Source organism: Micromonospora lupini str. Lupac 08 (assembly GCF_000297395.2).
Classification (GTDB): Bacteria; Actinomycetota; Actinomycetes; order Mycobacteriales; family Micromonosporaceae; genus Micromonospora; species Micromonospora lupini.
Window position 1 is genome coordinate 5128576 of record NZ_HF570108.1, and the last position, 17064, is coordinate 5145639.

The 17064-nt window shown below is 71.3% G+C and carries 15 protein-coding genes; 7 read left to right on the forward strand and 8 right to left on the reverse strand.

Features of this window, described 5'->3' with window-relative positions:
* Nucleotides 1-12: 12 nt before the first annotated feature.
* From sufC to MILUP08_RS24425, 5 genes are all read right to left on the reverse strand, one after another.
* On the reverse strand, nucleotides 13-786 hold the full coding sequence (gene sufC, locus MILUP08_RS24405; protein ID WP_007462702.1) for a Fe-S cluster assembly ATPase SufC: 774 nt from the start codon (nucleotides 784-786) through the stop codon (nucleotides 13-15).
* On the reverse strand, nucleotides 786-1112 hold the full coding sequence (locus MILUP08_RS24410) for a non-heme iron oxygenase ferredoxin subunit (protein WP_007462703.1): 327 nt from the start codon (nucleotides 1110-1112) through the stop codon (nucleotides 786-788). Before MILUP08_RS24410 ends, sufC begins: the two co-directional genes overlap by 1 nt.
* Complete coding sequence (sufD, locus tag MILUP08_RS24415; RefSeq protein WP_007462705.1) at nucleotides 1112-2254, reverse strand: Fe-S cluster assembly protein SufD; 1143 nt, start codon at nucleotides 2252-2254, stop codon at nucleotides 1112-1114. The genes MILUP08_RS24410 and sufD overlap by 1 nt, the downstream gene beginning before the upstream one ends.
* Before the next feature lie 91 nt (nucleotides 2255-2345).
* Nucleotides 2346-3776, reverse strand: a complete 1431-nt coding sequence (gene sufB / locus MILUP08_RS24420) for a Fe-S cluster assembly protein SufB (RefSeq protein ID WP_007462707.1) — start codon at nucleotides 3774-3776, stop codon at nucleotides 2346-2348.
* Nucleotides 3773-4426, reverse strand: coding sequence for a helix-turn-helix transcriptional regulator (locus MILUP08_RS24425; RefSeq protein ID WP_144057198.1), 654 nt, complete (start codon nucleotides 4424-4426; stop codon nucleotides 3773-3775). The genes sufB and MILUP08_RS24425 overlap by 4 nt, the downstream gene beginning before the upstream one ends.
* A gap of 242 nt (nucleotides 4427-4668) precedes the next feature.
* Between MILUP08_RS24425 and MILUP08_RS24430 the strand changes: the two genes are divergently transcribed.
* The gene (locus MILUP08_RS24430) at nucleotides 4669-5634 is read left to right on the forward strand and encodes a COX15/CtaA family protein (RefSeq protein ID WP_167626065.1); all 966 of its coding nucleotides are present in this window, start codon (nucleotides 4669-4671) and stop codon (nucleotides 5632-5634) included.
* 115 nt (nucleotides 5635-5749) lie between these two features.
* Here the strand turns inward: MILUP08_RS24430 and MILUP08_RS24435 are convergent, their stop codons facing one another.
* The 3 genes from MILUP08_RS24435 to MILUP08_RS24445 all read right to left on the reverse strand — a co-directional run bounded on the left by MILUP08_RS24435 (nucleotide 5750) and on the right by MILUP08_RS24445 (nucleotide 8260).
* Nucleotides 5750-6670 carry an ATP-grasp domain-containing protein gene (locus MILUP08_RS24435; protein WP_007462713.1) on the reverse strand — a complete coding sequence of 307 codons (921 nt, stop codon included), beginning with the start codon at nucleotides 6668-6670 and terminating at the stop codon, nucleotides 5750-5752.
* 14 nt (nucleotides 6671-6684) lie between these two features.
* Nucleotides 6685-7020 carry a hypothetical protein gene (locus MILUP08_RS24440; RefSeq protein ID WP_039906575.1) on the reverse strand — a complete coding sequence of 112 codons (336 nt, stop codon included), beginning with the start codon at nucleotides 7018-7020 and terminating at the stop codon, nucleotides 6685-6687.
* Between the two features lie 286 nt (nucleotides 7021-7306).
* Nucleotides 7307-8260, reverse strand: a complete 954-nt coding sequence (locus tag MILUP08_RS24445) for a heme o synthase (RefSeq protein WP_007462719.1) — start codon at nucleotides 8258-8260, stop codon at nucleotides 7307-7309.
* Nucleotides 8261-8525: 265 nt separating this feature from the next.
* On the opposite strand from MILUP08_RS24445, the gene tkt reads away from it, so the two are divergent.
* The 6 genes from tkt (at nucleotide 8526) to pgl (ending at nucleotide 17035) form a co-directional block, all read left to right on the forward strand.
* A complete protein-coding gene (gene tkt, locus MILUP08_RS24450; protein ID WP_007462721.1) occupies nucleotides 8526-10664 on the forward strand; it encodes a transketolase in 2139 nt (712 codons plus the stop codon).
* A 15-nt stretch (nucleotides 10665-10679) separates the two neighbouring features.
* Nucleotides 10680-11855: a transaldolase gene (gene tal, locus MILUP08_RS24455; RefSeq protein ID WP_039906577.1), complete on the forward strand. Its 1176-nt coding sequence runs from the start codon at nucleotides 10680-10682 to the stop codon at nucleotides 11853-11855.
* Nucleotides 11856-11931: 76 nt separating this feature from the next.
* Nucleotides 11932-13581 carry a glucose-6-phosphate isomerase gene (locus MILUP08_RS24460; RefSeq protein ID WP_007462725.1) on the forward strand — a complete coding sequence of 550 codons (1650 nt, stop codon included), beginning with the start codon at nucleotides 11932-11934 and terminating at the stop codon, nucleotides 13579-13581.
* Nucleotides 13582-13583: 2 nt separating this feature from the next.
* Entirely contained in the window at nucleotides 13584-15137 is a 1554-nt protein-coding gene (gene zwf, locus MILUP08_RS24465) for a glucose-6-phosphate dehydrogenase (RefSeq protein WP_007462727.1), read from the forward strand.
* The gene (locus MILUP08_RS24470) at nucleotides 15134-16150 is read left to right on the forward strand and encodes a glucose-6-phosphate dehydrogenase assembly protein OpcA (RefSeq protein WP_039906580.1); all 1017 of its coding nucleotides are present in this window, start codon (nucleotides 15134-15136) and stop codon (nucleotides 16148-16150) included. The genes zwf and MILUP08_RS24470 overlap by 4 nt, the downstream gene beginning before the upstream one ends.
* 114 nt (nucleotides 16151-16264) lie before the next feature.
* Nucleotides 16265-17035, forward strand: coding sequence for a 6-phosphogluconolactonase (gene pgl, locus MILUP08_RS24475; RefSeq protein WP_007462731.1), 771 nt, complete (start codon nucleotides 16265-16267; stop codon nucleotides 17033-17035).
* Nucleotides 17036-17064 lie beyond the last annotated feature (29 nt).

Sequence of the window (17064 nt, forward strand, 5' to 3'; positions counted from 1 at the left end):
CGCCTCTCCCGCTCAGGCCTTGGCCGTGCCGGCCCCGGCGGCGTACCGCTCGTAGCCCTCGGCCTCGAGCTTGTCGGCCAGCTCCGGGCCGCCCTGCTCGACGATCCGGCCGGCCACGAAGACGTGCACGAAGTCCGGCTTGATGTAGCGCAGGATCCGCGTGTAGTGGGTGATCAGCAGCACGCCGGTGTCGCCGGTGTCGCGGACCCGGTTGACGCCCTCGCTGACCACGCGCAGCGCGTCGACGTCGAGGCCGGAGTCGGTCTCGTCGAGGATCGCGATCTTCGGCTTGAGCAGCTCCAACTGGACGATCTCGTGCCGCTTCTTCTCACCGCCGGAGAAGCCCTCGTTGACGTTGCGCTGGGCGAACGCCGGGTCCATCTGCAGGCGCTCCATGGCGCCCCGCAGCTCGCCGCCCCAGGTGCGCAGCTTCGGCGCCTCGCCGTCGATGGCGGTCTTCGCGGTGCGCAGGAAGTTCGCCACCGAGACGCCGGGCACCTCGACCGGGTACTGCATGGCGAGGAAGAGGCCGGCGCGGGCGCGCTCGTCGACGGTCATGGCCAGCACGTCCTCGCCGTCGAGGGTCACCGTGCCGCCGGTGATCTCGTACTTGGGGTGGCCGGCGATCGAGTACGCCAGGGTGGACTTGCCGGACCCGTTCGGGCCCATGATCGCGTGGGTCTCACCCGACTTCACGGTCAGGTCGACGCCGGCCAGGATCGGCTTGAGCTCACCCTCGGGCAGCTTGACCGACACCTTCAGGTCGCGGATCTCCAGGGTGCTCATTATCGGGTCACTCCATTACTCGGCGTCAGGCTGAGGTAGATGTCGCCGTCGCGGACTTCGACGGGGTAGACGGGTACGGGTTCGGTGGCGGGCAGGCCGCTCGGCGCGCCGGTGCGCAGGTCGAAGCGCGAGCCGTGCAGCCAGCACTCGAGGGTGCAGCCGTCGACCTCACCCTCGGAGAGGGCGACCGCGGCGTGCGAGCACTCGTCGTAGGCGGCGTAGAACTCGCCGTCCTCGCCGTGCACCAGGGCGATCGGGGTGCCGTCGACGTCCGCGCTGATCGCGGTGCCCTTCGGCACGTCCTCGGTGGAGCAGATCCGGATCATCAGGCGCCGCTCCTCGCCAGGCGCGCCTCGATGGCGTCGCCGAGGCGCTCGCGCAGCTCCTCGACCGGGATCTTGTTGATCACCTCGGCGAAGAAGCCGCGGACCACCAGACGGCGGGCCTCACCCTCCGGGATGCCCCGGGCCATCAGGTAGAACAGCTGCTCGTCGTCGAAGCGGCCGGTCGCGCTGGCGTGGCCGGCGCCGGCGATCTCGCCGGTCTCGATCTCCAGATTGGGTACGGAGTCCGCCCGCGCGCCGTCGGTGAGCAGCAGGTTCCGGTTGATCTCGTACGTGTCGGTGCCTGTCGCCTCGGCGCGGATGAGCACGTCGCCCACCCAGACGGTGTGCGCGTCAGCGCCCTGCAGCGCGCCCCGGTAGCCGACGTAGCTGCGGCAGTCCGGCACGGAGTGGTCGACCAGCTGGCGGTGCTCCAGGTGCTGGCCGCCGTCGGCGAAGTAGACGCCGTACAGCTCGGCCTCGCCGCCCCGGCCCGTGTACTCCACGCTTGTGAACTGGCGCACCAGGTCACCGCCCAGGCTCACCTGCACGTGCGTCACCCGGGCGTCCCGACCGAGCTTGATCTTGAGGTGCTGCGCCTGCACCGCGTCCGACGCCCAGTCGGCGACGGTGACCAGGGTCAGCTTGGCCCCGTCGCCCACCGACACCTCGACGTTGTCGGCAAGGGTCGCCGAGCCGACGTGCTCCAGCACCAGCGTCAGCTCCGCGAATCGGCCCACGTCGACGAAGGTGTGCCCGAAGGCCAGACCCTCGCCGCCGTCGCCGACCACCCGCACGCTCACCGGCGCGCCCACCACGACATCGCTCGCCACCGAGAGCAGCAGCGCCTGCCCGGCGCCGCCGTACGCGAGCGCGCTGACCCGGTCGACCGGGGTGAGCACGCTGCCCACCCGCGGGTCGTCGGTGCCGATGCGCTCGATGGCCACGCCCTCGGGCAGCTCGCCGTACTCGTGCCGGACCGTGCCGGCGCCGGCCTGGGGCTCGCCGGCGAGGCCGCGCAGCCGCTTGAGCGGGGTGAAACGCCACTCCTCCTCCAGGCCGGTGAGGGCCGGGAAGTCGGCGACGTCGTACGAGCGCAGCGCCTGCGACTTGGTGCTGGGCGGCGCGGAAGCCTGGGTAGTCATGTCTTCCTTGGTCTGTCTGTTCCGTGGCGACGAGGGTGGGGCGGGGTGCGGGCGGGCCGAGGTTCCGGCCCGCCCCGCGGGAGCGGCGGCGTCAGCCGACCGCGCCCTCCATCTGAAGCTCGATCAGGCGGTTCAGCTCCAGGGCGTACTCCATCGGGAGCTCCTTGGCGATCGGCTCGATGAAGCCACGCACGATCATGGCCATCGCCTCGTCCTCGCTCAGGCCCCGGCTCATCAGGTAGAAGAGCTGGTCGTCGCTGATCTTGGAGACGGTCGCCTCGTGCCCCATCGACACGTCGTCCTCGCGGATGTCGACGTACGGGTAGGTGTCCGAGCGGGAGATCGTGTCGACAAGCAGCGCGTCGCACTTGACAGTGCTCCGGCTGTGGTGCGAACCCTCCAGCACCTGCACCAGACCCCGGTACGAGGTGCGGCCGCCGCCCCGGGCGATCGACTTGGAGATGATGGTCGAGGAGGTGTGCGGCGCGGCGTGCACCATCTTGGCGCCCGCGTCCTGGTGCTGGCCCTCGCCGGCCATCGCCACCGAGAGCACCTCGCCCTTGGCGTGCTCGCCGGTCATGTAGACCGCCGGGTACTTCATCGTCACCTTGGAGCCGATGTTGCCGTCGACCCACTCCATGGTCGCGCCCTCGTGGCAGACGGCGCGCTTGGTGACCAGGTTGTAGACGTTGTTCGACCAGTTCTGGATGGTCGTGTACCGGCAGCGCGCGTTCTTCTTGACGATGATCTCCACGACCGCGCTGTGCAGCGAGTCGGAGGAGTACAGAGGCGCGGTGCAGCCCTCGACGTAGTGCACGTACGCGCCCTCGTCGACGATGATCAGCGTCCGCTCGAACTGGCCCATGTTCTCCGTGTTGATCCGGAAGTAGGCCTGCAGCGGGATCTCCACGTGCACGCCCTTCGGCACGTAGATGAACGAGCCGCCGGACCACACGGAGGTGTTCAGGGCGGCGAACTTGTTGTCGCCGACCGGGATCACCGTGCCGAAGTACTCCTTGAAGACGTCCTCGTGCTCGCGCAGCGCGGTGTCGGTGTCCAGGAAGAGAACGCCCTGCTCCTCAAGGTCCTCACGGATCTTGTGGTAGACGACCTCGGACTCGTACTGCGCCGCGACACCGGCGACCAGACGCTGCTTCTCCGCCTCCGGGATGCCCAGCCGGTCGTAGGTGTTCTTGATGTCCTCGGGCAGGTCCTCCCAGCTGGTGGCCTGCTTCTCGGTGGACCGCACGAAGTACTTGATGTTGTCGAAGTCGATGCCGGTGAGGTCCGCGCCCCAGGCCGGCATCGGCTTGCGGCCGAACAGCCGCAGGCCCTTCAGGCGCAGGTCGAGCATCCAGGCCGGCTCGTTCTTCTTGGCCGAGATGTCCCGCACCACCGCCTCGTTGATGCCGCGCTGGGCGACCGCCCCGGCGGCGTCCGGGTCGGACCAGCCGTACTCGTAGCGACCCAGGGCGGCGAGCTGCTCTTCCTGGGTCAGGGGCTGGACGATCTGCTCGGTCATCTATCTGTCCTCACAGTGGTGACGGGATTACCGGATTGGGCGCGGCCCGGCTGGGTCGGGATGTGCGTGGTGCACACCCCGTCGCCGTGCGCGATGGTGGCCAGGCGCTGTACGTGGGTGCCGACCAGACGGGAGATCACCGCGGTCTCGGCCTCGCACAGCTGGGGAAACTCGGCGGCCACGTGCGCCACCGGGCAGTGGTGCTGGCAGAGCTGGCCGCCGGAGGCGATCGTGGTCGCGTTGGCAGCGTAACCCTCGGCGGTGAGCGCTCCGGCGAGTGCCTCGGCCCGCGCGAGCGGCTCGTCGCCGGCGTCCTCCATGGCGGCGCGGCAGCGCGACTCCAGCGCGGACACCTGCTCGGCGGCGAACGCCTCGACCGCGTCCGGACCACCGCTGCGGGCGATCCAGCGCAGCGCGGCGGTGGCCATGTTGTCGTAGTGGTGTGTGCCACAGCGGACGCGGGCCGCCTCGGTCAGCACGAAGACCTTGGCCGGACGTCCCCGACCGCGGCTGCCCTGCACCGTCTGCTCGCGGGCGACGACGTCACCGTCGGCGAGCATCGCGTCCAGGTGCCGGCGGATCGCCGCCGGGCTCAGGCCGAGCGCCAGGCCGAGCTGCGCGGCGGTGGTCGCGCCCCGCTCCAGCAGCAGCTGGGTGACGCGGTCCCGGGTCGAGGTTTCGGTGGCGGCGCCGCCGAGGGTCGGCGACGGGGCCCCGACGAGGGCGGACGCGGACGCGCCGACGGCCGGGACAGCCGTCGGCTGGTGCCCGGAGAGCGCCGCCGCGTTTTTCACAACGCCAACGTTACGTAATTACCTCAACGGCCGCAAACCCGGGCCCCGGTGATCCGAACCACCGACCCGACGGAGTCGGACGAACCTCGATCACTACGGTGCGTAGGATTTGTGCCGTGAACCGCATCGTCCGCCCGGTCTCCGGCACCCTGCTGCGCCGCCTCGCGCTCGCCTCGATCATCGCGAACGTCGGCATCGTCGTCACCGGCGGGGCGGTCCGGTTGACCGCGTCGGGCCTCGGCTGCCCCACCTGGCCCCGGTGCACCGACGACTCGTACGTCACCACCCCCGAGATGGGCGTGTACGGGGTGATCGAGTTCAGCAACCGGCTGCTGACCTTCGCGGTGGGCCTGATCGCGCTGGCCACCGTGCTGGCCGTGCTGGCACACCGGCCACGCCGCCGCGGGCTGCTGACCCTCGCCGTCGCCGACTTCCTGGGCATTCCCGCCCAGGCGGTGATCGGTGGCATCACGGTGCTCACCAACCTCAACCCGTGGGTGGTCGGGTTGCACTTCCTCGCCTCGATGGCGGTGATCGCCGCCGCGTACGCCCTCTGGCGGCGGGCCGGCGAGCCGGACGCTCCGACGGTCGCCGTGGTGCCCAGTCCCCTGCGCGCGCTGGCCCGGGTCACCACCGGCGTCGCCGTGGCGGTGCTGGTCGTCGGCACCTGGGTCACCGGCAGCGGCCCGCACGCCGGGGACCACGGCGCGGCCCGCAACGGGCTCGACCCGGAGTCGATCTCCCAGGTGCACGCGGACGTCGTCTTCCTGCTCATCGGCCTGTCGGTGGCGTTGATCTTCGCGTTCCGCGCGGTCGGCGCGGCCCGGGCCACCCGGGCCGCCGTCGTCCTGCTCGCGGTGGAGCTGGGTCAGGGGCTCATCGGCTTCGTGCAGTACTTCACCCACGTACCGGCGATCCTGGTCGGCGCGCACATGCTCGGCTCCTGCCTGGTGCTGCTCGCCGCGCTGTCGGTGCAGTGGTCGACACGCGAACGCCGCCCGGTCACCGCACCGACCGCCCCGGCCACCCGGGTCGAGACCGAAGCCGTCCCGGTCACCGCCTGACGCCCCGCGCGGGCCACCTGGTGGCGTGATCGACTCGGCTTCCTGGAAGCCGGTCGGACGGACGGGCCCGGACACCGCGCCTTCAAGGACGCCGAGTCGATCACACCGGCCGGACTCACACGAGGCGGGCCAGGTGGGTGGCGATCGCGGTGGCCAGGCGGTCGGGGGCGCCGTCGGCGTACCCGATGAAGAGCGACGGCTCGGTCAGCTCCAGTTCGACCAGGACCGGGTCGCCGTCCGGGCCGGGGATCAGGTCGACCCGGGCGTAGAGCAGTTGACGCGTGCCGCCGGGCACCGCGGCGAGGGTCTTCTCCGCCACCGCGAGCTGTTCGGGTCGGGCGGTACGGGAGGTGATCTCCTCGGCCTTGTAGAGGCCGTCCGGGCCGAGATCCGGGCCGGTAAGCATCGGGCCCTTGCGGATGGCGTGGCTGTACGCGAGCCCGTCCGGGCCGGCCAGGAAGAGCAGTGCGGTCTCCCCCTCGTTGTCGACGGCGCTCAGGTACGGCTGGACCATTGTCGTCCGGCCGGCCTCGGAGAGCCGGCGTACGTGCGCGGCGGCCAGGTCGCGGTGCTCCGGGTCGGCCAGGTCGTACCGGCCGGTGTCCTGACTGCCGGCGCTGACCGAGGGCTTGAGCACGTACTCGCCCGTCTCGGCGGGGGGCGACCAGGTCTCGCCCGGCTCGACCCAGGACGTCGGCACCGTCGGCACCCCTGCGGCGCTCAGCTCGGCCAGGTAGCGCTTGTCGGTGTTCCACCGCACCACGTCGGCCGGGTTGACCAGAGTTGGGACGGTTGCCGCCCAGGCGACGAACTCGTCGCGGCGCAGGGCGTAGTCCCACGGTGAGCGGAGCACGACGAGGTCGTACGAGGACCAGTCGACGTCCGGGTCGTCCCAGACGGCCGCCTCGACGGCGATCCCCCGGGCGGTGAGCGGGTGGAGGACGAGGCGGTCGTCGGGGTCGAGCTCGACCAGCTCGGTGCAGGTGACGAGAGCGACCCGGGGTTCCCCCCGGGTCGACTGGTGGTGGTCGGTCAATTCAGCTGTCTATCTCAACGGGCCATCGTGCGCCGGGCCATCGACCGCCAGAGGTCGTTGCTCGGTCGCATCTGGTCCATCAGTTCACGCTCCCAGGCGTTCTCGACGGTGACTCCCGCCTTGGCGCACGCCTCCCGAGCGGTGACGGTGTCCTCGGCGAACTGGTCGCCCCACTCACCGTCGGTGCCCACCAGGACGATCCGTGCGCCTCGCTTACCGACGTACTCGATGACGGCCTTCGCGCCGCCGTGCTCGGCGGCGAACGACTTGAGGCCCGCGACCAGGCCGTGCGGGGCCTGCTCGCCGGCGGTCTGCTCGGCCGTCAGCGTCGTATCGGAACCATCTGCCATGACGCGAAGCCTAAGCAGAGTTGCACTCGCGCGGGCGAGAACCATGAACCTTTTGTGATGCCAATTACCTACAGGTTTAAGGAAGACCATGGCCTTCCTGCCCGGTTATATCTGGACTTTCCCGTACTAACTACTCGGTCAAATCCGGTTCAGTCTCCGCGACTTGAGTCGATCCGACTCATGCCGAAAGTTACTCTGATGTGACGTTAAACCCGGACAACTCATCCATGAGCGTGATTAGCCGGCCGATTTACACCGGAGATGCGCGGGAATCCCGCGACGCGCGTCAGATCAGCGCGTCGAGCGCGACGGCGACGAAGACGATCGTCAGGTACGTCGTCGACCAGTGGAACAGCCGCATCGGCTTGACCGCCTCGCCGCGCGTCGCCCGCCGGCAGAGCCGGTGCGCCTCGACGATGAAGATGGCGCCCACCACCAGGGTCGGCACCCCGTAGATCGCGCTGAGGCCCAGCGGCCAGACCGCGAGGGAGGTGAGCACGGTGAGCCACGCGAAGATCAGGATCTCGGCGTTCACCCGGCGGGTGGAGGCCACCACGGGCAGCATCGGGATGCCGGCGCGGGCGTAGTCGTCCTTGTACTTCATCGCGAGGGGGTAGAAGTGCGGCATCTGCCAGAAGAAGACCACCGCGAACAGCCCCCAGGCCGCCGGGGCCAGCCCGCCGGTCACCGCCGCCCACCCGATCAGCACCGGAGCGGCCCCGCAGGCGCCACCCCAGAACGTGTTCGTCGGGGTGGAGCGCTTGAGCCACAGCGTGTAGACGACGTCGTAGTAGACGATCGCGGCCAGGGTCAGCCCGGCGGCGAGCAGGTTGGTGAACGCCGCCATCAGGACGATCGAGATCGCCGCGAGCACCAGCCCGAAGACGAGCGCGCTGCGCGGCGACACCGTGTGCGCCGGCAGCGGACGACGCTTGGTCCGCCGCATCAACTGGTCGATGTCCCGGTCGATGTAGCAGTTGAGCACGCTCGCCGCTCCCGCGGCGAGCGAGCCACCGACGAGCACCACGGCCATCAGCCACAGCGACGGCAGTCCCCCGTCGGCGAGCATCATCGCCGGGACGGTGGTGACCAGCAGCAGCTCGACGATGCGCGGCTTGGTCAACGCCACGTACGCCGAAATGATCGCGCGCACGTCCCGCCGCGCCACCGGACCCTCGGCAGCCCGCGCCGAGGGCTGCCCGGCGGGGTTGCTCGCGGGGCGCTCGGTGATCATGCTCACGGATTGCCACCTTCCGGCATCGGCACGGGGAGATCGAGTCGGCGGGGCCCGCTCGGGGACCGCACACCGACCCACACACTACGCGTTGTCGTTTTGGCTGCCCGGCCGACCCGACAACGGTGCGGGCCGTCACACCACCGGGTTGAACGACTGGGCGCAGAGTCACGTACCGCACACCATGCGGAGATCCCCGGGCGGACGTTTAGTCGCGCTCGATAGGGTCATCAGTGAGGGTTCCGCCCATCTGCCGAGGAGCACAACCATCGTGGCTGCCAACCGACCCGAGCACTCCGAACTCAACTGGTCCGACCTCGATCGCCGGGCTGTCGACACCGTCCGCGTCCTGGCCATGGATGCCGTCGAGAAATCCGGCAACGGCCACCCGGGCACCGCGATGAGCCTGGCGCCCGCGGCCTACCTTCTCTTCAACCGGGTCATGCGGCACAACCCGGCCGACCCGAACTGGCCCGGTCGGGACCGGTTCGTGCTCTCCGCCGGGCACTCCAGCCTGACCCTCTACATCCAGCTCTTCCTGTCCGGCTACCCGCTGAGCCTGGACGACCTGAAGTCGCTGCGGCAGTGGGGCTCGATGACCCCGGGTCACCCCGAGCACGGCCACACGCCCGGCGTGGAGACCACCACCGGCCCGCTCGGGCAGGGTCTGGGCAACGCGGTCGGCATGGCGATGGCGGCCCGTCGCGAGCGCGGCCTGTTCGACCCGGAGGCCGAGCCGGGCGCGTCGGTCTTCGACCACAACATCTGGTGCATCGTCTCCGACGGCGACATCGAGGAGGGCATCAGCCACGAGGCCAGCGCCCTCGCCGGGCACCAGCAGCTGGGCAACCTCACGGTGGTCTACGACGACAACGAGATCTCCATCGAGGACGACACCCGCATCGCCAAGAGCGAGGACGTCGCAGCCCGCTACGAGGCGTACGGCTGGCACGTGCAGACCGTCGACTGGCGTCTCGGTGACGCCGACCAGGGTGACTACCACGAGGACGCCGAGGCGCTGTACCGCGCGCTGGTCGCCGCCAAGGCGGAGACCGCCCGTCCCTCCTTCATCGCGCTGCGCACCATCATCGGCTGGCCCGCGCCTAACAAGCAGAACACCGGCAAGATCCACGGCTCGGCGCTCGGCGCCGACGAGGTGAAGGCCACCAAGCGGATCCTCGACTTCGACCCGGAGCAGACCTTCCAGGTCGACGAGGAGGTGCTCGCGCACGCCCGCAACGTGATGGGCCGCGGCTCCGACGCCGAGCAGCAGTGGACGAGCGCGTTCGACGCCTGGAAGAAGGCCAACCCGGAGCGCACCGCCCTCTACGAGCGGATGGCCGGCCGGGTGCTGCCGGACGGCTGGACCGACGCGCTGCCGGTCTTCCCCGCCGACGCCAAGGGTGTGGCCACCCGCGCCGCGTCCGGCAAGGTGCTGGAGGCGCTCGCGCCGGTGCTGCCGGAGCTGTGGGGCGGCTCGGCCGACCTGGCCGAGAGCAACAACACCACGATGAAGGGCGAGCCGTCGTTCATCCCGGCCTCGCACGCCACCAAGGACTTCCCCGGCCACGAGTACGGCCGCACCCTGCACTTCGGCATCCGTGAGCACGCGATGGGCGCGGTCCTCAACGGCATCGCGCTGCACGGGGGCACCCGCCCGTACGGCGGCACGTTCCTGGTCTTCAGCGACTACATGCGCCCGTCGGTGCGGCTGGCCGCGTTGATGAAGCTTCCGGTGACGTACGTCTGGACGCACGACTCGATCGGCCTGGGCGAGGACGGCCCGACCCACCAGCCGGTGGAGCACCTGACCGCGCTGCGCGCCATCCCGGGCCTGGACGTGGTCCGCCCGGCGGACGCCAACGAGACGGCGTGGGCCTGGCGGCAGGCGCTTGTGCACACCGACCGGCCGACCGCGCTGGCGCTGAGCCGCCAGCCGCTGCCGACCCTGGACCGGGACGTCCTGGGTGGCGCGGACGGGGTGGCCAACGGCGGCTACGTGCTGGCCGAGGCGTCAAACGGCAAGCCCCAGGTGATCATCATCGGGACCGGCTCCGAGGTGCAGCTCTGCCTGACCGCCCGGGAGCGGCTGGAGGCCGACGGCACCCCGACCCGCGTCGTCTCGATGCCCTGCCAGGAGTGGTTCTACGAGCAGGATGAGGCTTACCGGGAGTCGGTGCTCCCGCGCGGGGTAAAGGCACGGGTGAGCGTGGAGGCCGGGATCGCCATGTCCTGGCGCGGCATCGTCGGTGACCTCGGCGAGAGCGTCAGCCTGGAGCACTACGGGGCGAGCGCCCCGCACACCGTGCTCTTCGAGCAGTTCGGGTTCACCCCCGACCGGATCGTGGCGGCGGCACACGCCTCGCTGGCCCGGGTGGGCGACATCACCGGTTTCACGACCGGCAACTGAGGGAGCGTGGACGGCATGACGGACAAGCTGAATGAGCTCACCGCCGCGGGTGTGGCGGTATGGCTCGATGATCTTTCCCGGGTACGTTTGAGCTCCGGCGGGCTGGACCAGCTCCGCCGTGAGAAGCACGTCGCCGGCGTCACCACCAACCCGACGATCTTCGCCAAGGCGTTGAGCGACGCCGACGAGTACAACTGGCAGCTGCACGACCTCGCCACCCGTGGCGTGGACGTGGAAGAGGCCGTCCGGATGCTCACCACGTACGACGTGCGGTGGGCCTGTGACGTGATGCGCCCGTCGTACGACGGCAGCGAGGGCGTCGACGGCCGGGTCTCCATCGAGGTGGACCCGCGCAGCGCACACGACGCGGACAAGACCGTGGCCGAGGCCAAGGCCCTGTGGTGGCTTGTCGACCGGCCCAACCTCTACATCAAGATCCCGGCCACCGAGGAGGGCCTGTCGGCGATCACCGACACCCTCGCGGAGGGGATCAGCGTCAACGTGACGCTGATCTTCGGCCTGGACCGCTACTCGGCGGTCATGGAGGCGTTCCTCGCCGGCCTCGAGCAGGCCAAGGCCAACGGTCACGACCTGTCGAAGATCGGCTCGGTGGCGTCCTTCTTCGTCTCCCGCGTCGACTCCGAGGTCGACAAGCGCCTCGAGAAGATCGGCTCCGAGCAGGCCAAGGCCCTGAAGGGCAAGGCCGCCGTCGCCAACGCCCAGCTGGCGTACGAGCGCTACACCGAGGTGTTCTCCTCCGACCGCTGGAAGGCGCTCGCCGCCGCCGGCGCGCACCCGCAGCGGCCGCTGTGGGCCTCCACCTCGACCAAGAACCCGGACTACCGGGACGTGATCTACGTCGAGGAGCTGATCGCGCCCGGCACGGTCAACACCATGCCGGAGGCGGTCATCCACGCGTACGCCGATCATGGCGAGACCCGCGGCGACACCATCACCGGCGCCTACGACGCGGCCCGCACGGTCTTCGCGGACCTGGAGTCGGTCGGGGTCGACATGGACGACGTGATCGCCACCCTGGAGCGCGAGGGCGTGGAGAAGTTCGAGGCGAGCTGGCAGGAGCTGCTCGACGGCGTCCGCAAGTCGCTGGAGGCCGCTGCCAGCGGTAAGGGCGCGCCGAACAAGGCCGCCAAGGGCAACGCCAAGGGCGCCGAGAAGGCCGGTGGGGCATGAGCGAGCAGAGCGAGCGAATCAGCAGGCTCAGCGCGAAGGTGCCTCATGGCGGCACGCAGCGAAGCGGAGTGACGGCATGAGCGACCTTCTTGCAGGGCCGGTGGAGGCCGCCGCCGGCCTCGCCGTGTACGGCGCGGACGCGGTCGACAAGTCCGCGCCCGCCTCGACCCGGGAGGCGCTGGTCAAGGCCGGCGTCCCCGGCAAGCTGGCCGCCAAGGACGCCGGCCTGTGGGGTCCGGACGCCGAGGCCGAGGCGAAGATCCGGCTCGGTTGGGTGGACACCCACCGGCGCAGCCGGGAACTGCTGGCGCAGTTGGCCGAGCTGAAGGCCGAGCTGGCCGACCTGGACCACGTGGTGCTCGCCGGCATGGGCGGCTCGTCGCTCGCCCCCGAGGTGATCACGCGGACCCTGGGCCGGCCGCTGACCGTGCTGGACACCACCGACCCGGGCCAGGTCCGGGCGGCCCTCGGTGACCGGCTGGAGCGCACCGTGGTGGTGGTCGCCAGCAAGTCCGGCTCGACGGTGGAGACCGACAGCCACCGTCGCGCCTACTGGCAGGCGTTCCTGGACGCCGGGATGACCGAGGCGGAGGCCGGCCGGCACTTCGTCATCGTCACCGACCCGGGTTCGCCACTGGAGACGACCGCGACCGAGATGGGCGCGTTCACCGTGCTCGCCGACCCGAACGTGGGCGGCCGGTACTCGGCGCTCACCGCGTTCGGGCTGGTGCCCTCGGCGCTGGCCGGCGTCGAGGTCGCCGAGCTGCTCGACCAGGCCGACGCGCTGGCCGAGTCGCTCGCCGGAGACAGCGACAACCCGGCGCTGGCGCTGGGCGCCGCGCTGGGCGCCGCGGCCACGCTGGCCCGCGACAAGGTCGCCCTGGTGTCCGACGGCACCGGCATCGACGGCCTGGGCGACTGGGCCGAGCAGTTGATCGCCGAGTCGACAGGCAAGGCCGGGGTGGGCATCCTGCCCGTCGTGGTCGAGTCTCCGCAGAGCCCCGGCGCCACCGGACCGGACGTGTTGACCGTCAGCTACGGCGGCGCGCTCGCCGCCGGTGACGTTCCGGGCGGCGGCGCCGACCCGGACGTGGCAGTCAACGGCCCGCTCGGCGCGCAGTTCCTGGCCTGGGAGTACGCGACGGCGGTGGCCGGCGTGGTGCTCGGCATCGACCCGTTCAACCAGCCGAACGTCACCGAGTCCAAGGAGAACACCAACAAGATCCTGGCCTCGGGCCTGCCGGCGGAGACGCCGTCGTTCACCGAGGGCGCGATCGAGGTGTACGCGCCGCAGGGCGCACCCGGTAACCTGGCGGGCGTGCTGCGCTGGCTGCTCGACGGCCTCGGCGACGACGGTTACCTCGCGGTGATGGCGTACCTGGACCGCTTCTCCGACGCCGACGCGGCCCGGCTGCGGCCGCTGCTGGCCGGTGCGTCCGGTCGCCCGGTCACCTTCGGCTGGGGGCCACGGTTCCTGCACTCCACCGGCCAGTACCACAAGGGCGGCCCACAGGTGGGCAGCTACCTGCAGGTGACCGGCGCGGTCACCGAGGACCTGGCGGTGCCGGGCAAGCCGTACACCTTCGGTGAGCTGCAGGCGGCACAGGCCGCCGGCGACCGGCAGGCCCTCGCGGGTCGGGAGCGACCGCTGCTGCGGTTGCACCTGACCGACCGGGCAGCCGGCGTCGCCCAACTACTCGACGCGGCCGGTGAGCTGCGGGCGTGAGGATGGACGCTGTGACAGAAGCGGAGCGAGGAGGCGGTTCGGTGAACCCGCTGCGCGACCCGCAGGACCGCCGGTTGCCCCGGATTCCCGAGCCGTGCGCTCTGGTGATCTTCGGGGTGACCGGCGACCTGGCCCGCAAGAAGCTGCTCCCCGCGGTCTACGACCTGGCGAACCGGGGGCTGCTGCCGCCCGGTTTCGTGGTGCTCGGCTTCGCCCGCCGCGACTGGGGTGACGGCGACTTCGAGACCCTCGCGTGCGAGGCGGCCCGCAAGCACGCCCGCACCCCGTGGCGGGACGAGGTCTGGGCACGGTTGGCCGGCAACATCAAGTTCGTCGGCGGGTCGTTCGACGACGACGCGGCGTTCGACCAGCTCGCCTCGACGCTCGACGATCTGCGGCAGACCCACGGCATCGCCGGCAACGCGGCGTTCTACTTCTCCATCCCCCCGGCCGCGTTCCCCGTCGTGCTCAAGCAACTGGCCCGCACGGGGATGGCCGACAACGAGAAGTCCGGCGGCTGGCGCCGGGTGGTGGTGGAGAAGCCGTTCGGAAACGACCTGCCGTCGGCGAAGGCGCTCAACGACCTCGTCGACGACGTGTTCACCCGCGAGGACGTCTTCCGGATCGACCACTACCTGGGCAAGGAGACCGTCCAGAACATCCTGGCGCTGCGGTTCGCCAACAACCTGTTCGAACCGCTGTGGAACTCGAAGTACGTCGACTCGGTGCAGATCACCATGGCCGAGGACGTCGGCATCGGCAGTCGCGCCGGCTTCTACGACACCGTCGGCACCGCCCGCGACGTGCTCCAGAACCACCTGCTCCAGCTCCTGGCCCTGGTGGCGATGGAGGAGCCGACAAGCTTCGACGCCGACGAGATCCGCGCCGAGAAGCTGAAGGTGCTCAAGGCGATCACCCTGCCGAAGGACGTGGCCCGCGACACCGTCCGCGGCCAGTACCTGCCCGGCTGGGTGGGCGGCGAGCGCGCGGTCGGCTACCGCGAGGAGCGGGACGTCCCCGCCGACTCCACCACGGAGACGTACGTGGCGGTGCGGCTGGGCATCCAGAACCGGCGCTGGGCCGAGGTGCCGTTCTACATCCGGGCCGGCAAGCGGCTGCCCCGGCGGGTCACCGAGGTCGCCATCATGTTCAAGAAGGCGCCGCACCTGCCGTTCAACGACGCCGACATGGAGTCGCTGGGCAACAACCAGCTCGTCATCCGGGTGCAGCCGGACGAGGGCGTGGTGCTCAAGTTCGGCTCGAAGGTGCCGGGCACCACCATGGAGGTCCGCGACATCGCGATGGACTTCCAGTACGGCGAGGCGTTCACGGAGTCCAGCCCGGAGGCGTACGAGCGGCTGGTGCTGGACGTGCTGATCGGGGACCGCACCCTGTTCCCCGACGCGGCCGAGGTCGAGCAGAGCTGGCAGGTGATCGACCCGCTGGAGCACGCCTGGGAGGGCACCACGCCGGAGCCGTACCGCGCCGGCGAGTGGGGGCCACGGGCGGCCGACGAGATGCTGGCCCGCGAGGGCCGCGCTTGGAGAAGAGCATGATCGGGCTGTGGGACACCACCGGCAACGAGGTGGTCAAGGCGCTCGCCGCCGAGCGGCGCAGCGCCGGTGGTGTGGCCAGCGGCATGGCGCTCACCCTCATCGTGGTGGTGGACGAGAAGCGGGTCCGGGAGGCGGAGGCGGCGGCGACCATCGCCGCCGCCGCCCACCCGTGCCGGCTGGTGGTGGTGGTCCGCTCCGAGATCGAGCGGGACCGCAACCGGTTGGACGCGGAGATCGTGGTCGGAGGCCGGCTCGGCCCCTGCGAGGCGGTCGTCACCCGGATGTACGGGCGGCTCGCCCTGCACGCCGAGTCGGTGGTGATGCCGCTGCTGGTGCCGGACGTGCCGGTGGTCACCTGGTGGCACGGCGAGCCGCCGGCGGAGATCGCCACCGACTTCCTCGGGGTGGTCGCCGACCGCAGGATCACCGACTCGGCGCAGGCCGCCGACCCGGTGGAGGCGCTGCGGCAGCGTGCCCGCGACTACGCCCCGGGCGACACGGACCTGGCGTGGACCCGGATCACCCCGTGGCGCACCCTGGTCGCGGGGGCGTTCGACACCGCCAGCGAGCAGGTCGTCGAGGCGACAGTCGTCGCGCCGCCCAGCGACCCGACGGCGGCGCTGATGGTCGGTTGGCTGTCCAGCCGGCTCGGCATCACCCCGCACCGGGTGGACACCGACGAGTTCCCCCGGATGCGGGAGGTGCGGCTCAGCTGCGCCAACGGCGACCAACTGACGCTGACCCGCGAGGACAGCATGGCGGTGTTCCGACGTACCGGCCAGGACGACCGGGCCCTGCCGCTGGTCCGTCGGCCGCTCGGCGACGAGCTGGCCGAAGAGCTGCGTCGACTGGACGCCGACCAGGTGTACGCGGAGGCGCTCGGCGCGACCGCCGGGCTGCGGGGCCTGGAGCAGCGCCCCCCGCAGCGGGTGCACGTCTGGAAGGATCCGGCCACGGCCCAACGCGCCGAGGCCGGGGTCACCGCGCACACCGGCACGAGCGGCGAGAGCTGAGCAGCACCACACCCGAGGGCCGGGACGCCACGTCCCGGCCCTCACCGCCGCCCCGGACGTGGCGTCCGGGCACGACGCGACAGCGACCGCCCAGCGGTCGGGAAGGCACAACCCATGAGTGAGGCGAGTGTCGCCGTCCACGCCGACGCCGACCTGCTGGCGCAGGCAGTGGCGGTCCGGTTGCTGGTGAAGTTGCTCGACGCCCAGGCCGATCGGGGCGAGGCCGCGATGGTGCTCACCGGTGGGCGGATCGCCGCGGCCGTCTACCGGGCGGTGGCGCAGTTGCCGGCCCGCGACGCGGTGGACTGGTCCCGCGTCGACGTGTGGTGGGGTGACGAGCGGTTCCTGCCCGCCGGCGACCCGGAGCGCAACGAGACCCAGGCCCGTGCCGCCCTGCTGGACGTGGTGCCGCTGGACCCGGCCCGGGTGCATCCCATGCCGGCCTCCGACGGCCCGGCCGGCAACGACCCCGAGGCCGCCGCGGCCGCGTACGCCGACGAGTTGGCTCGCGCCGCCCGACCCGGGCACGCCACGTTGCCGCACTTCGACGTGCTGATGCTGGGCGTCGGCGAGGACGGGCACGTGGCGTCGATCTTCCCCGAGCACCCGGTGCACTACGACACCCGCCCGTGCAGCGCGGTGCGGGGCAGCCCGAAGCCGCCGGCCGTGCGAACCACCCTCACCCTGCCGACGATCAACACCGCCGAGGAGGTCTGGCTGGTGGCCGGCGGCGCGGACAAGGCGCGTGCGGTGGGCATGGCGCTGGCCGGTGCCGGACCGGTGCAGCTGCCGGCCGCCGGGGTGCACGGCGTGGACCGCACCCGCTGGCTGCTGGACCGCGCGGCGGCCGCCGACGTGCCCGCCCGGCTGCGTAGCCTGCGCTGAGCGACGGGAGGGGCCCCTGCCCGGGGCCC

Excerpts from the sequence above, each read along its gene's own strand:
- zwf (WP_007462727.1), top strand. The coding sequence starts at position 13,584 with ATGGACGCTGTGACAGAAGCGGAGCGAGGAGGCGGTTCGGTGAACCCG.
- MILUP08_RS24470 (WP_039906580.1), top strand. The coding sequence starts at position 15,134 with ATGATCGGGCTGTGGGACACCACCGGCAACGAGGTGGTCAAGGCGCTC.
- tal (WP_039906577.1), top strand. The coding sequence starts at position 10,680 with ATGACGGACAAGCTGAATGAGCTCACCGCCGCGGGTGTGGCGGTATGG.
- MILUP08_RS24460 (WP_007462725.1), top strand. The coding sequence starts at position 11,932 with ATGAGCGACCTTCTTGCAGGGCCGGTGGAGGCCGCCGCCGGCCTCGCC.
- MILUP08_RS24440 (WP_039906575.1), bottom strand. The coding sequence starts at position 7,020 with ATGGCAGATGGTTCCGATACGACGCTGACGGCCGAGCAGACCGCCGGC.
- sufD (WP_007462705.1), bottom strand. The coding sequence starts at position 2,254 with ATGACTACCCAGGCTTCCGCGCCGCCCAGCACCAAGTCGCAGGCGCTG.
- sufB (WP_007462707.1), bottom strand. The coding sequence starts at position 3,776 with ATGACCGAGCAGATCGTCCAGCCCCTGACCCAGGAAGAGCAGCTCGCC.
- sufC (WP_007462702.1), bottom strand. The coding sequence starts at position 786 with ATGAGCACCCTGGAGATCCGCGACCTGAAGGTGTCGGTCAAGCTGCCC.
- pgl (WP_007462731.1), top strand. The coding sequence starts at position 16,265 with ATGAGTGAGGCGAGTGTCGCCGTCCACGCCGACGCCGACCTGCTGGCG.
- MILUP08_RS24410 (WP_007462703.1), bottom strand. The coding sequence starts at position 1,112 with ATGATCCGGATCTGCTCCACCGAGGACGTGCCGAAGGGCACCGCGATC.